General features: G+C 47.4%; 13 protein-coding genes. 3 read left to right on the top strand and 10 right to left on the bottom strand.

Annotated features, from left to right (window positions below):
• Window positions 1-185: 185 nt before the first annotated feature.
• From MHI12_RS22345 to MHI12_RS22355, 3 genes are read right to left on the bottom strand one after another with little or no spacing between them, the layout of a single operon-like run.
• Window positions 186-1,391: a cation:proton antiporter gene (locus tag MHI12_RS22345; protein WP_076216431.1), complete on the bottom strand. Its 1,206-nt coding sequence runs from the start codon at window positions 1,389-1,391 to the stop codon at window positions 186-188.
• Window positions 1,392-1,394: 3 nt separating this feature from the next.
• Entirely contained in the window at window positions 1,395-1,901 is a 507-nt protein-coding gene (locus tag MHI12_RS22350) for a cation:proton antiporter regulatory subunit (protein WP_036617317.1), read from the bottom strand.
• A complete protein-coding gene (locus MHI12_RS22355; RefSeq protein ID WP_341008418.1) occupies window positions 1,891-2,364 on the bottom strand; it encodes a GreA/GreB family elongation factor in 474 nt (157 codons plus the stop codon). The genes MHI12_RS22350 and MHI12_RS22355 overlap by 11 nt, the downstream gene beginning before the upstream one ends.
• A gap of 389 nt (window positions 2,365-2,753) precedes the next feature.
• On the opposite strand from MHI12_RS22355, the gene gdhA reads away from it, so the two are divergent.
• Together gdhA and MHI12_RS22365 are read left to right on the top strand one after the other, a co-directional pair.
• On the top strand, window positions 2,754-4,139 hold the full coding sequence (gene gdhA, locus MHI12_RS22360) for an NADP-specific glutamate dehydrogenase (RefSeq protein WP_210436950.1): 1,386 nt from the start codon (window positions 2,754-2,756) through the stop codon (window positions 4,137-4,139).
• A gap of 152 nt (window positions 4,140-4,291) precedes the next feature.
• The gene (locus MHI12_RS22365) at window positions 4,292-5,146 is read left to right on the top strand and encodes a pentapeptide repeat-containing protein (RefSeq protein WP_100529198.1); all 855 of its coding nucleotides are present in this window, start codon (window positions 4,292-4,294) and stop codon (window positions 5,144-5,146) included.
• Window positions 5,147-5,308: 162 nt separating this feature from the next.
• Here MHI12_RS22365 and MHI12_RS22370 read toward each other — a convergent pair whose 3' ends face one another.
• The 6 genes from MHI12_RS22370 to MHI12_RS22395 all read right to left on the bottom strand — a co-directional run bounded on the left by MHI12_RS22370 (window position 5,309) and on the right by MHI12_RS22395 (window position 9,947).
• Window positions 5,309-6,286, bottom strand: a complete 978-nt coding sequence (locus MHI12_RS22370) for a diaminopimelate dehydrogenase (protein WP_405170367.1) — start codon at window positions 6,284-6,286, stop codon at window positions 5,309-5,311.
• 206 nt (window positions 6,287-6,492) lie between these two features.
• Window positions 6,493-7,077, bottom strand: coding sequence for a hypothetical protein (locus MHI12_RS22375; RefSeq protein WP_405170368.1), 585 nt, complete (start codon window positions 7,075-7,077; stop codon window positions 6,493-6,495).
• Between the two features lie 32 nt (window positions 7,078-7,109).
• A complete protein-coding gene (locus MHI12_RS22380; protein WP_165980244.1) occupies window positions 7,110-7,256 on the bottom strand; it encodes a hypothetical protein in 147 nt (48 codons plus the stop codon).
• 50 nt (window positions 7,257-7,306) lie between these two features.
• A complete protein-coding gene (locus tag MHI12_RS22385) occupies window positions 7,307-8,290 on the bottom strand; it encodes an alpha/beta fold hydrolase (protein WP_405170369.1) in 984 nt (327 codons plus the stop codon).
• A 233-nt stretch (window positions 8,291-8,523) separates the two neighbouring features.
• On the bottom strand, window positions 8,524-9,279 hold the full coding sequence (locus tag MHI12_RS22390) for an exodeoxyribonuclease III (protein ID WP_315370838.1): 756 nt from the start codon (window positions 9,277-9,279) through the stop codon (window positions 8,524-8,526).
• 110 nt (window positions 9,280-9,389) lie between these two features.
• Window positions 9,390-9,947: a GNAT family N-acetyltransferase gene (locus MHI12_RS22395; protein ID WP_405170370.1), complete on the bottom strand. Its 558-nt coding sequence runs from the start codon at window positions 9,945-9,947 to the stop codon at window positions 9,390-9,392.
• A 130-nt stretch (window positions 9,948-10,077) separates the two neighbouring features.
• Between MHI12_RS22395 and solA the strand changes: the two genes are divergently transcribed.
• Window positions 10,078-11,211: an N-methyl-L-tryptophan oxidase gene (gene solA, locus MHI12_RS22400; RefSeq protein ID WP_405173036.1), complete on the top strand. Its 1,134-nt coding sequence runs from the start codon at window positions 10,078-10,080 to the stop codon at window positions 11,209-11,211.
• Between the two features lie 133 nt (window positions 11,212-11,344).
• On the opposite strand, the gene MHI12_RS22405 is transcribed toward solA, so the two are convergent.
• Window positions 11,345-13,189 carry an RICIN domain-containing protein gene (locus MHI12_RS22405; RefSeq protein WP_405170371.1) on the bottom strand — a complete coding sequence of 615 codons (1,845 nt, stop codon included), beginning with the start codon at window positions 13,187-13,189 and terminating at the stop codon, window positions 11,345-11,347.
• Between the last annotated feature and the right edge of the window lie 9 nt (window positions 13,190-13,198).

Here is a 13,198-nt window from a genome sequence, read left to right on the forward strand (position 1 = left end):
ACGCACAAGATATGGATACATACCATAATTTGGTGGAATGAGCATAATTACAAGCCGACATTGGGACGATTCCCAGTAATAAAAAAACGCCACACCCCGGAGTAATTCGCTCTCCAAATGGTGTGACGCCTATTAAACACTCCGATCAGAATACCCGGTCTGTCCAAGGACAGCCAGCGTTTGACTCAACCCGTTTCCCTTCGTTTCATCCGCTTCCTTAGTCGCTCATACGATGCGTAAATCCGCGGAGATTCTTTTGTCAGGATAGGCCCCAGCACAGCCAGAATTAACACATACAACACGGCAAACGATTGGATGGATGCCATCAGCCCTCCGGCCTTGCCGATGTTCGCCATGATAATCGAGAATTCGCCCCGCGAGACCAGGGTAAAGCCCACATTCAATGATGCTTTAGGGCTCATTCCAGCCAGTCTGCCAGCGATCATACCTGCACCATAGTTACTAGCAATCGTCAGAATAACGGCAATAATCGTCATCCCAACAGCTCCGCCAAGTGAAGCCGGCTCGATGGTCAGGCCAAAACTGAAGAAGAAAATTGCACCAAAAAAATCTTTGAAAGGCATGATCTGATGTTCAATCCGACTCACATGTCTTGATTCGCCCAACACAAGCCCCATCATCAATGCTCCAATGGCTTCTGCTACATGCAGTGTCTCTGAGAAACCAGCCACCAGGAAGAGCAGTGTCATGACGGTAAGCAGAAACAACTCTGATGACTTGATATTCAGTGCCTTATCAATATATTTGATGCTTTTCCTGCCAATAATCAGGAACAGCACAATAAACAGCAGGGCAGACAGCGATACTAGCAGAACACTTAAGAATGAAGTTGCCCCGCTGAGCACAAGCCCAGTCAGGATAGAGATATGAATCGCGATGAACAAGTCATCAAACATGATCATGCCCATAATAATCTCTGTTTCAGGGTTTGCCGTGCGTTTCAGATCAACGAGCACTTTGGCTACAATCGCTGTAGAAGAGCTAGTCATGATCCCGCAGACAACAAGTGTCTCCTGAAGGGGCAGATCCATGAACCACCCCAACAGCAATCCAGAGACAAAATTCAGACCAACATAGAACATGCCCCCGGTCAGAATGGCTTTACCAGACTTTAATAAACGGGAGACCGAAAACTCCAGACCCAAATAAAATAACAAAAACAAAATGCCAAGCCTGCCCATAAATTCAATAAAGGTCGAACTTTCGATAAAACGTAAATCCACTATGCCGATCTGTGGTGCATGTGGTCCAACAGCCATACCAATCAGGATATAGAAAGGAATGACCGAAAATCGTAATCGTGAAGATATCAGCCCAGTAAGTGTAATCAGCGCAACGGCAATTCCCACTTCGAATATGAGCATATCCATAGGCTAAGTCCGTCCATCAGTCAACAATTGTTTGAGATGTTTGATCTGATTCCGTTCACCGGCAACTACAATTGTAGCTCCAGCGGTAAAAGCATAATCCGGGCCTGGATTAAAATGCTTCTCCTTATCCTTGGTCACAACAGCGAGAATTACGGCGCCCGTAGCCTGACGGATATCCAGTTCACCAATCGTCATGCCTACGCTTGCGGCGTGAGGCTCAATTCGCAGCCATTCAATTAACAGCCCTTCAAGCATCACTTCACGCTCATCCTGAAACTTCGGTTTATAGGTCATACCACCAACGATGGCGGCTACCGCCCGGGCTTCATCATCGTCCAGGGTGACAAGAGATACCATATCACCCACCTCTTCAGGCGTATCCCCTGACTCCATATGGAACAAGTCACGTCGCTCGTCGTTATGAATCACAATGACCAAGTGCTCACCACTACGGGTATGCAGCCAGTATTTACGTCCAATCCCTGGTAAGTCTGTCTCTTTAAAGTGCATGATCTGCACCCCCTAGGGCCGGCTCGTTCAAGGTTTCGCTCCTCAGCTCAATCCCCGTAATGCGTATTCTCATGGAACCTGATGGTGTATGAACAGACCTAATTTCCCCTACACTGCCAAGCAGTAATTGACTTCCTACGGGAGAGAGGAAGGAAATACGGCCCTCATCCGGATCCGTATCTTCTGGCATGACAATCATGAACGAATCAGACGTATGAAAATCGATATATTCAAAATCAATATGACTACCGATCAGTACCGCCGAGTCCAGATCTTCATCCGGGCCCAGGAGCAGTTTCTCCACAAACTCCTTATATGCCGACAATTGTTTTTCCAATTGTATCCGCTCTGGATCGCGCACGTCGAAATAGGCGTCGAGAAATGTTCTTTTCTCTTCACCGAATGTAAATAGCTGGCTCACCAGCTTCTCTCTGCAATTATGGCGGGAAGTCCTATGGTTCATAATAGATTTCACCCCCTATACAAGCCTTGTTCTCCATGTTGATTGGCATGTTTCTCTTCATCATCTTGTTTTCCTCCTTCTTTATTATAAAAAGACCCCGGGATACGAGACCTTCTTACCATCTTACCAAAACTAATATTTTAATCCAGTATATTCGTCTAACTTGCTTTTTTATTATCATTTGTGGTCATATCTTCCATTTAATAACTTAATTCTTCACATCATATGATAGATCCATAGAACATTTTAATTACTGCATAAAAAACATTTTATGAATTTTCATCTCGTATTTTTATTTGCTTTCCTGTATATTTAACTACAAACTTTTATTCAATTTATGCAAATAAGCCTCTACAGACTTTAACACAATAAAGGAGTGCATCGAAAAAGTGTCCACGATAACAAAAGAAACTACAGAGTCCGTTCAAGTTACTGCCGCAGAATATGTTCATTCCGTTTATGAGTCGGTTGTCGCCAGAAATCCGCACGAAGATGAGTTCCATCAGGCTGTCAAAGAAATTCTGGATTCCCTTATTCCTGTTATTGAAGCACATCCCAAGTATAAGAACCATAGTCTGTTGGAACAGCTTGTTGAACCCGAACGTGTAATCACATTCCGTGTCCCATGGGTAGATGATCAGGGCAAAGTTCAGGTTAACCGTGGATTCCGGGTGCAATTCAACAGTGCCATTGGCCCTTACAAAGGCGGACTTCGCTTCCATCCTTCTGTATACTCGGGCATCATCAAGTTCCTTGGCTTCGAACAGATCTTCAAAAATGCTTTGACCGGTCTGCCTATTGGCGGTGGTAAAGGCGGTTCTGACTTCGATCCCAAAGGAAAATCGGATCTGGAAGTCATGCGTTTCACACAAAGCTTCATGACAGAGCTGTACAAATATATCGGTTCCGATACGGATGTACCGGCAGGTGACATTGGTGTAGGCGCAAGGGAAATCGGTTACATGTTCGGCCAATACAAACGTATCCATGGCGGGCATGAAGCAGGCGTGTTGACAGGTAAAGGACTGCTGTACGGAGGAAGCTTGGCACGTAAGGAAGCGACTGGCTTCGGCTGTGTGTACTTCGTGAAGGAGATGCTGCAATCCAAGGGGCTGAGCTTCCAAGACAGCACAGTCGTTGTCTCTGGCTCTGGTAATGTGTCCATCTATGCCATTCAGAAGGCACAGGAGCTTGGAGCTACAGTCGTGGCGTGTAGTGACTCAGGTGGCTACATACACGATCCACAAGGCATCAACCTGGATACCGTGAAACGTCTGAAAGAGGTTGATCGTCTTCGCATCAGCGAATACATCAAAGAACACCCGCATGCTACATATACCGAAGGCTGTGAAGGCATCTGGTCTATCCCTTGTGATATTGCTCTTCCATGTGCAACGCAAAATGAGATCGATGAAGAAGCTGCGGCCCTGCTGGTTAAAGGTGGCGTGAAGGCCATTGGCGAAGGCGCGAATATGCCTTCCACCCTGGCTGCCATTGACGTCTTCCACGGTGCAGGCGTGCTGTTCGGTCCAGCCAAAGCGGCTAATGCCGGAGGTGTAGCCGTGTCTGCTCTTGAAATGTCACAGAACAGCATGCGGTTGTCCTGGTCATTTGAAGAAGTAGACGCCAAGCTGCATGACATCATGAAGAACATCTACACCAGCTGTGTAGAAGCTGCAGAAGAGTATGGCTGTGAAGGCAACCTCGTAGCCGGAGCGAATATCGCCGGTTTCCTCAAGGTAGCGGATTCCATGATTGCTCAAGGTGTAGTTTAATTTAAATACGTGATTCTCCACGATCAAAGGGCGTTCCCATCTTTTTGGGTAACTGCCCTTTTTTCCTTGTCAATTGCTCTAATCGCAAGGCAATGGTAAAGTGGTACTGACGTAATTCCATCTATTTGTACTATTATAAGGAAGTGTTTACATTGTCTAACCAACCATTTGCCAGCACTGCGAGTCCTCATCTTAGCGCAGACTGTGAGCAATGTTTTGGCCTGTGCTGTGTTGCCTTGCCCTATGGCAAGTCATCTGACTTTGCTTTTGATAAAGCCAGCGGCACACCCTGTCCCAATCTGCGCACGGACAATCGCTGCGGTATCCATACCCAGCTTCGGCAGAAAGGGTTCAAAGGTTGCACGGTATACGACTGTTTCGGAGCTGGACAGAAGCTGTCCCAAGTGACCTACGCGGGCAAAGATTGGCGTGATCATCCAGAGTCTGCAAACGAGATGTTCGATTGTCTGCCTGCCTTGCGACAACTTCACGAGTTGCTCAGTTATATGAAGGAAATGATGATGAGACCGGAGACGTCATCCCTTCACTCGGCATTTGGTGAGTTATATGAGGAGATTGAGCGCTTGAGCAATCTGGAGCCTGCGGCACTTCTCCGTCTCGACATCGCCAATTATCGGTCCAGTGTGAATCAACTCTTGGTCCAGGCAAGTGAGATGGTACGCGCGAATGTGCCACCCACCGCTCATGGACAAGGGAAGTCGAAGAAGAGTAAAAAACGTACCGGAAGTGACTTTTTTGGTGCCAATTTAAAAGGAGCTGACCTGCGGGGCGCAAGCTTCCGAGGGGCTTTAATGATTGCAGCCGATCTCCGAAATGCAGATACACGAAATGCGGATTGGATTGGCGCGGACTTGCGGGATACGGATCTGGGCGATGCAGACCTGAGAGGTGGCATCTTCCTGACGCAATCCCAGATTAATGCAGCCAAAGGTAATGTGAATACCAAGTTGCCGGATCATCTTAACATTCCCTCACACTGGGTGTAGGGTGCCATTTCCGCAAGAGCATAAGCAGGGATACAGGCAATATAGTACCTGCCAATTCATATGAATCTATGAATCGTATACAGCAACAGCCAAAAAAAACAGCTCGTCCTATACATCCAAGGACGAGCTGTTTGTTATAGTAATCACTGGAACGAATCAGAATTATAACAAGTCGCGACGAAGATCTTCAGCCGATTTCGGAGACAAGTGACCGAGCGGAATATCAAATACCGTCTTCGCGCCCTTATGTCCTTCCACGCTCAAGCGTTGTGCGGCTCTGGCATACGCTACAAGTACGCTCGCTGTAAATTCAGGATTGCTGTCGAGTTTCAGACCAAATTCAATAATTTGCTTTTGACCGGCACCTGTAACCCCACTGCGAATTACAAATCCACCATGAGGCATACCTTCATGCTCGGATTTCAATTCTTCTTCGGTAATGAACGTTACAGTTGTATCGTAATCTGCAAAGTAGTTAGGCATCGACACAATCGTTTCACGAATCTCATCCTGATTAGCACCATCTTCTGCTACCACATAACATTGACGCAGATGTTTCTCGCGTGTAGACAGCTCTGGTGTCTCCCCTGCACGAATACGGTTGATTACCTCTTCAACAGGTACAGTATACTGTACACCCGCCTTAACGCCTGGAACACGACGAATAGCATCCGAGTGGCCTTGGCTCACACCTTTGCCCCAGAACGTGTACTCTTTTCCTTCTGGCAGGATGGACTGTGCAAGCAGACGGTTCATGGAGAACAAGCCTGGGTCCCAACCTGTGGAAATGACACTTACGTGACCGCCTTGCTCTGCCGCAGCATTAACTTCTTTGTAGAATTCAGGAATCTTCGCATGTGTATCGAAGCTATCTACCGTATTGAACAACTTGGCGATGGCTGGTGTCTGCTCTGGAAGGTCGGTTGCAGAACCACCACAGAGGATCATAACATCAATCTTGCCTATGTATTGCTCCGCTGCAGAGATATGCTCAAAACGTACTTCTGTGCTTTCAGCGACCATCTGCTCCGGATTACGACGTGTAAACACAGCAATCAGTTCCAGATCCTCGTTCTGGGAAATGGCTTTCTCTACACCTTTACCCAAGTTACCGTAACCAACAATACCCACTCTAATCATGTTCAATCCTCTCCTGTCTTCTTCTATAGTTGTCTATTACTCTGTTTATAATGATATAACATACCATGTAACCTGTCAGGTTTCCAGTTCGAAATAAAAATACCTTGCAGCGGTGCAGCAATAATGCGGCTCCGTATGCAAGGTATTATGGCGTTCATTCGTTATTTCAGGAAGAAAGAAAGCAGAAAAGAACAATAGCCAATATCTTATGCTTCTGCTTCTGTCCAGGTCAACGTCAGTTCAATGACGCCTTCCTGCCCTGCCAATGTTCCTCCAATCAAGGACCAGACATCCTGCGTATCCGGGTCAGTTCCCTGAATAATAATATTTTTGTCATCGATCGTCTGACCTGCATCCGTCAACTTTTTGGCGTTGAAGTAATCTTTATACAGCTGGGATACGGTTTTCATATCTTGTTCAGTGGAGAAAATCACCATGGCCGATTGCTTGCCTTCGTTCTCACCAGAATTGGCTAAACGAATCGTTGCATCTTCCGGTAATGGGAAATCACTTGGCAAGTTCTCTGGCAACTCATTGGTTCCAGCAGCGGCTTCCTCACTATTATCCGAGTCCGAGTCGGTTGGTGCAGTCGTACCCTCCGTTTCGGTCACTGCACTTGTTGTTGCTTCGCTTGCACCTTCATCAGTCGCTTGTTCACCAGTTCCAGAGGAAACTTCAGTATCCACCTTCTCAGTATCACTCGGTTCATCTGCCGCGCTGCTGCAAGCACTCAAGGCCACCATCATCGCCAGTGCCGCACAGGCTAATACATATTTCCTTCTCTTCACCATCCATTACCACTCCTTCCTCTTCGTTTTATGTGCTAATCACGTTCAAACGACTGGATTACAGGCACGGCATGAACGTTATTCTTAACCCATATCACAGATACAGATAATACACTTAAAGACAATAGACAACTGGCTACGAGAATGGACAAGAAGCGGGTGATCACTCTAAACTTTTTCATCCATCCCTCCTCCTCATCCTGTTCATCATGTGTTTGTGGGATCATGTTACTCATAGGTCACTGGACGGTGTCACTAATTTCATGATCTCGGCAGCGACAATATCCGGTTGACTGTTGTGGATACTGTGTGTCGCTTGTGGAACCGTCAGCTGTGTTCCGTGTCTTGACCATGAAGCAAAATTCACTTGGTCGGCCTGCCATGCATGACTGTCCTCATCCGACTCCTCCGAACCGGCTGTCAGGATCGTCAGGGGAAAGCCAAACTTCGTTTTGTTCTCAAGCACACACGCTGCATTTGTTCTGGAATTCCGAACCTCTTCCATGACATTGTCATTGTACGCATGTCTCAGCGTGGATATCGTGACGGCTTTTTTCATCGGTTCCGTTACCAGATTTGGGTCAATGACCAGAGATGCCATCATGCGATCCGATTGCAACAACGTTCGTGCGATGCCTGTTTTCACGAGAAAACGGGACCAATCCATCATCCATTCCGGTGTATCCAGCTCCGCACGACTGTAATACTCCGGGCTTCCGCCATCGATCATGACCATGCCAGCCACCTCATCAGGATACCTTTGCGCAAACCGCAGTGTCTCCAGCGCACCCAGGGAGTGACCGACCATGATGTAAGGTGGACGTTGACCGGATGTTCGCAGCAATTGGTGAATCTCTTCCGAGATGGTATCGACATCACGGGGTTCATCCGTATAGTCGCTATATCCATACCCGAACCGGTCATATACCGCAATTTTCACCTGTGATTTCAATTTGTCATATAGCGGACTGAAATCCACATACGGATTGGGTGTACCCCAGCCTGAGGCAAACACCACGGTTACCTCTCCTTTGCCAGCGGTGTAGAGGTGCATGTTGCGACCACTCACTTCATAATACTTGCCTGGCGGGGGATAGGACTTCATATCCTGCGTGGATTGATACGCTTCATACGCTGTACCTGCCAGCAGCAAAAGTCCTGTGGCAAGCATGATGCCTCCCAGCACTTTTAACCCTCTCCGTAACCCCTTCTTCATCTTCTCTACCCCTTACCCCAAAGGTTCATCTATATATGTATGCTTCAATCGTACCCAAGAAATAGCGCGATTGAAACAATCCCGAGTCCAGTTCTTTCCCCAACCAAAGTCCAGTGTCCCTCCCCTACCTGTAACGCAAAAAAAACTGCAAATCTCCCATTCAGGAAACTTGCAGTTCATCTATACTTGTTTTCTAAAACTCTTACCTCAATCTATCTCACGATGATCCTTACCTATAGTTGCAACGTAAGACCCACCGGGCAATGATCACTGCCCATCACGTGGCAGTCGATATGCGCATCTGCCACCTTAGGTGCCAATTGATTGGATACTAGAAAATAATCAATGCGCCAGCCCACGTTCCGTTCTCTAACCTTCGGCATATAAGACCACCAGCTGTATACATCCGTACGATCCGGATACAGATGACGGAAGCTGTCTACATACCCGGAAGCAAGCAAATCAGTCATCTTGCCACGCTCTTCAAGGGTAAATCCGGAATTGCCCAGATTGGGCTTCGGATTCTTCAGGTCAATCTCCTGATGAGCCACATTCAGGTCACCACAGACGATAACCGGCTTAGTCTGCTCCAATTGCAGAATGTACCCCCGGAATCGATCCTCCCATTCCAGACGATAAGGCAGCCGGGTCAGATCCCGCTTCGCGTTAGGGGTATAGACGTTCACCAGATAAAACTCATCATACTCCAGTGTAATCATCCGTCCTTCCGGCTCGCTGTCCTCCTCCATCCCGTAACGAACGGATATAGGCTTGATTCGGCTAAATACAGCCGTACCGGAATATCCTTTTTTGATCGCATAATTCCAATATTGATAAACATCTTCCCCCAGGTCCATCTCAATCTGTCCGGCTTGCAATTTGGTCTCCTGAAGGCAGAAAATGTCCGCCTGACTCTCCTGATAATAATCCATGAATCCTTTGGTCACACATGCCCTTAAGCCATTCACATTCCAGGACACCAGCTTCATATCCTCATCTCCTCACATCTCTCCAATATAGCATGGGCTCATTCAGAGGGACAAGCCTTAAGGCTCTGGAATGAGATGGAGTCATTGGAATCCTTATGGGGCGAGTTTGCCTATATTTCGCTTCGTAACTTAGAGAACATCGCAAGGTCAATATATCTGCCTTTCTCAAACTCATGCTGCCGCAGTACACCTTCCTGTTGAAAATCAAGCTTATTTAACAGGCGAATCGACGCCTCGTTCTCCGGTTCAACCTTTGCTTCGATCTTGTTGAGCTGCATGCTTGTGAATCCAAAATGTAACACAGCACGGGCCACTTCAGTCATAACACCGCGGCCCCAGAAAGAGGAACGCAAGTCGTATCCAATCTCTGCACGGTTATGTACATCTTCATAGTTCAGGAACCCACAGGTTCCGATCACTTTACGAGTTTCACGGTCTTCAATCATCCAGCGTAAACCCGTGTGTTCCTTGAAAATCTTCGTATACCAGTTCATCTCACCCTGTGCATCCTCCACGGATTCAAAGGGAGTGAATGGCATATATTGAACCACAGCTTCATCGGAATATAACGCGAGCAGATCATGGCTGTCCCCAGCCTCTGCTGACCGGAGAATGAATCGTTCTGTCTGAATTAATGGAAATAGATCAAACGTAAATTGCTCACTCATACGAGGTCTCCTTTGCAACATTCATTGTAGAAGTCCATTTTACTACACTTGCCTTCATCAAGCTTTTACTATTAATATGTTCTATTAAGGCATTACTGTAGAAAAGATACATAGGAGAGGACGTGCTATTATCACACAATCATATGACGTTATTATCGTTGGAGCCGGCTCCATGGGCATGAGTGCAGGTTATTATCTATCGCGCAGTGGATGCAAAACTTTATTAATTGATGCCTTTGATCCTCCGCATACGGAAGGAAGTCATCATGGGGATACCAGACTGATGCGCCATGTGTACAGTGGTGGGCCTGACTATATTGCCATGGCATTACTTGCACAGAAGTTATGGCACGAGCTGGAGGAAACGACTGGAGACCAACTTTTTGTTCCATCCGGTGTATTGAATGTAGTCGATCCGGAGATTCACTCCTTCCACAACCGATTGAGCCATGCAGATGATGCAGGCATTCGGTATGAAACGTTGCACGCAGCCGAGGTAATGAAACGCTGGCCAGGTATTACAGTACCTGAACATTACGAGGGCATGTATGAGCCTGATGCGGGTTATTTGTACAGTGAACCCTGTATTCGTGCCTTTCGCAAGGCAGCCGAGGCTCATGGTGCCACCTTGTTAACACACACACGGGTGAAGCATATCGAATACGAACCACATTCCGTGGCAGTTCAGACTTCAGGTGGCGAGACATACCACGCGAATAAAATCATCCTGAGCGCTGGCGCCTGGTTTCAGACATTAAAACCTTTCGTGGATCTCCCCATTCAGGCAGTGCGTAAAACGGTTGGATGGTTTGATGCACCAGAAGCCTTATACGGCGAGGCAAACTTCCCTGGTTTTACACTGGCGGGAAAAGAAGGTACATATTATGGATTTCCAAGCATTGGCGGATCAGGTCTGAAGATGGGTCGTCATGATACGGGTCAGGTGTGGACACCAGGAAGTACAATGGCTCCTTTTGGTACGGAAGAAACGGACGAGGGGGATCTGCGCAGGCTGCTCGAACTTCATATGCCTCAGGCAGCAGGAGAATTGAAGCGTGGTAGTGTATGCAAGTATGAATTCACTTCGGATGAAGATTTTATTATCGACCGACACCCTGCCCATGAACGTGTGTGGCTCGCAGGCGGTTTCTCCGGTCATGGCTTCAAGTTTGCAAGTGCAATTGGGCAGATTCTATCCGACTTGGTGCAAACGGGGCACACGGATCAGGATATTAGCAGGTTCGCCCTATCCCGTTTTCGTTAAGTGCCAGTCGGGTGGATGAACATATGTATTTCTAAAATAGCTACTTTCTTAGAGGGTGCAGTGTTGTTGCTTAGAGCACTGCACCTCCAAGAAAAAAGGACACGTAATAACGTTTAATTCATGCGTACTCATACTAATTAACTTTGACTAGGCTCCATTGCTGATTGGCTCCGCCATTGTCGGCCCACTGAATCGTGGAGGCACCTGCGGTTAGAGAACCTTGATTGATGTCAACCGTCAGGCCACTATTTCGATTCGCAAGTACCACATATCCTCCCACATCAATTGGCAGCCATTGCTGATTGTTGCCCCCGTTATCCTGCCACTGAATCAGAGCGGCTCCGCCTTGTGTGGAACCCGAATTCACATCCAGCAAAAGCCCACTGCCTACATTGCGAATGTTGTAATATCCGTTACCTGCCGACTCCAGCTTCCATTGCTGATTAGCTGCTCCATTATCATTCCACTGAATGATTGTTGCCCCACCCGTAGAAGAAGCACCGTTAACATCGAGTGCAAGTCCACTGTTGCGGTTGATTAATTTGTAGATGGCCCCGGATTCATATCCTGTACCGCCATTATAAGTTGCACCGGAAATGACGTAGGTTGTGACCGAATTGGCCTTGGCCGTAGCGGTAAAGGTTTTGTTTTGCACCGAAATATTGGTCAGTTGCTGCAACTTCTCCGTTGAAGAGGTCCGATATACTTGAGCAGACGTGCCTGTGTTAGTAAACCGACTGAGATCATAGGTTACCGTTGTATCCGTCGATTCCGAATTGGTTGTAACCAGCACTACTTTGCCGGAAGCTGCATCATAAGCTGCAAGGGTATTGGCATCACTCATGCCGATAATCTTGTATCCAGGACGAATAAATTTACTGTAATTGCCCATGACATAATATTTTTGGTTCACGGTGTAACTGGTCGTTTGCGTATTGTTCAACACGTTCTTGAAGAATCCCCATCCTTCTGCACTATCCACGGCTTGCCAATACACCCATCCACTTGCGCCCATATTGCGAATATCCTTGAGGATGGTCCGTGACATCGTAAGTCCACTTGCATCTCCATCTCCATATTCAGAGGTCCACAGATGTTTGCCCGCAGACGTCGCTGTGTTACGCAAAGCAGTACGATTGCTTCCGCCATACGTATGGGTGTTGATCTGAGTGATTGCTGATTTAACCGCATTGCTGTAGCTGTTGAACGACACATTCGTATCATCGATACTGTATTCTTCCGGTGCGCTCAGCTTTGTGGACAGGCCCTTTGCATTCAACGAAGCTTGTACCTGACTCAGAATCGTGTTCTGATCCGCCCGGTCAAAGTGCATGCCCTCTTGGTCATTGCCCTGCTTCCACCACGTTGAGATCGGTTCATTCAGCGGAGTTACGCTATCAAATGTGATCCCCCAGTTATCCCGAAAATGCTTCACAACCTCAGTTAAGTAATCGGCAAAATCATCGTAGTAATCGGGCTTGAGGTTGTTACCACCATTGGCCGAACCGGACACATTGCCACTGATCGTCATCCAGTAAGGTGCGGAATTCGCAAAAGCTTCGATGATATTCACGCCTTGAGCTTTGGCAGCTTGCAGCATATATCGTTGGTTTGCATCTGCATTCCAGTCATACACGCCGGGAGAAGGCTGGTAACCAGGAACGGCTTTACGATATTCAAGGATATTGGACGATGGATTATCCCCGCCTCCAATATTGTACCGCAGGATGTTCAGCCCCAGTCCGGTATTCGCGTTGAACATTTTCTCCACATACTCATCCCGATTGGAATATTCTCCAACCACTTTGCCCCACCACGCGAGAGATGTTCCCCATCCTTCCATCGTCTGATATTGCTTCGATGGATCGGCAACAGCCGTATACGCTCCCGCAGCAGATACCTCTGTGCCCAGACCTAAACTGCTTGTTAGCAGACTTCCTGCCAGCAGCAGCGAGCTCATTCGTTTTAACCACTTCATCCGCTTCAC

Source organism: Paenibacillus sp. FSL H8-0280, assembly GCF_045040665.1.
GTDB lineage: Bacteria > Bacillota > Bacilli > Paenibacillales > Paenibacillaceae > Paenibacillus > Paenibacillus xylanexedens_A.

Excerpts from the sequence above, each read along its gene's own strand:
- MHI12_RS22385 (WP_405170369.1), bottom strand. The coding sequence starts at position 8,290 with ATGAAGAAGGGGTTACGGAGAGGGTTAAAAGTGCTGGGAGGCATCATG.
- MHI12_RS22375 (WP_405170368.1), bottom strand. The coding sequence starts at position 7,077 with ATGGTGAAGAGAAGGAAATATGTATTAGCCTGTGCGGCACTGGCGATG.
- MHI12_RS22405 (WP_405170371.1), bottom strand. The coding sequence starts at position 13,189 with ATGAAGTGGTTAAAACGAATGAGCTCGCTGCTGCTGGCAGGAAGTCTG.
- MHI12_RS22355 (WP_341008418.1), bottom strand. The coding sequence starts at position 2,364 with ATGAACCATAGGACTTCCCGCCATAATTGCAGAGAGAAGCTGGTGAGC.
- MHI12_RS22370 (WP_405170367.1), bottom strand. The coding sequence starts at position 6,286 with ATGATTAGAGTGGGTATTGTTGGTTACGGTAACTTGGGTAAAGGTGTA.
- MHI12_RS22345 (WP_076216431.1), bottom strand. The coding sequence starts at position 1,391 with ATGGATATGCTCATATTCGAAGTGGGAATTGCCGTTGCGCTGATTACA.
- MHI12_RS22350 (WP_036617317.1), bottom strand. The coding sequence starts at position 1,901 with ATGCACTTTAAAGAGACAGACTTACCAGGGATTGGACGTAAATACTGG.
- MHI12_RS22390 (WP_315370838.1), bottom strand. The coding sequence starts at position 9,279 with ATGAAGCTGGTGTCCTGGAATGTGAATGGCTTAAGGGCATGTGTGACC.
- MHI12_RS22380 (WP_165980244.1), bottom strand. The coding sequence starts at position 7,256 with ATGAAAAAGTTTAGAGTGATCACCCGCTTCTTGTCCATTCTCGTAGCC.
- MHI12_RS22395 (WP_405170370.1), bottom strand. The coding sequence starts at position 9,947 with ATGAGTGAGCAATTTACGTTTGATCTATTTCCATTAATTCAGACAGAA.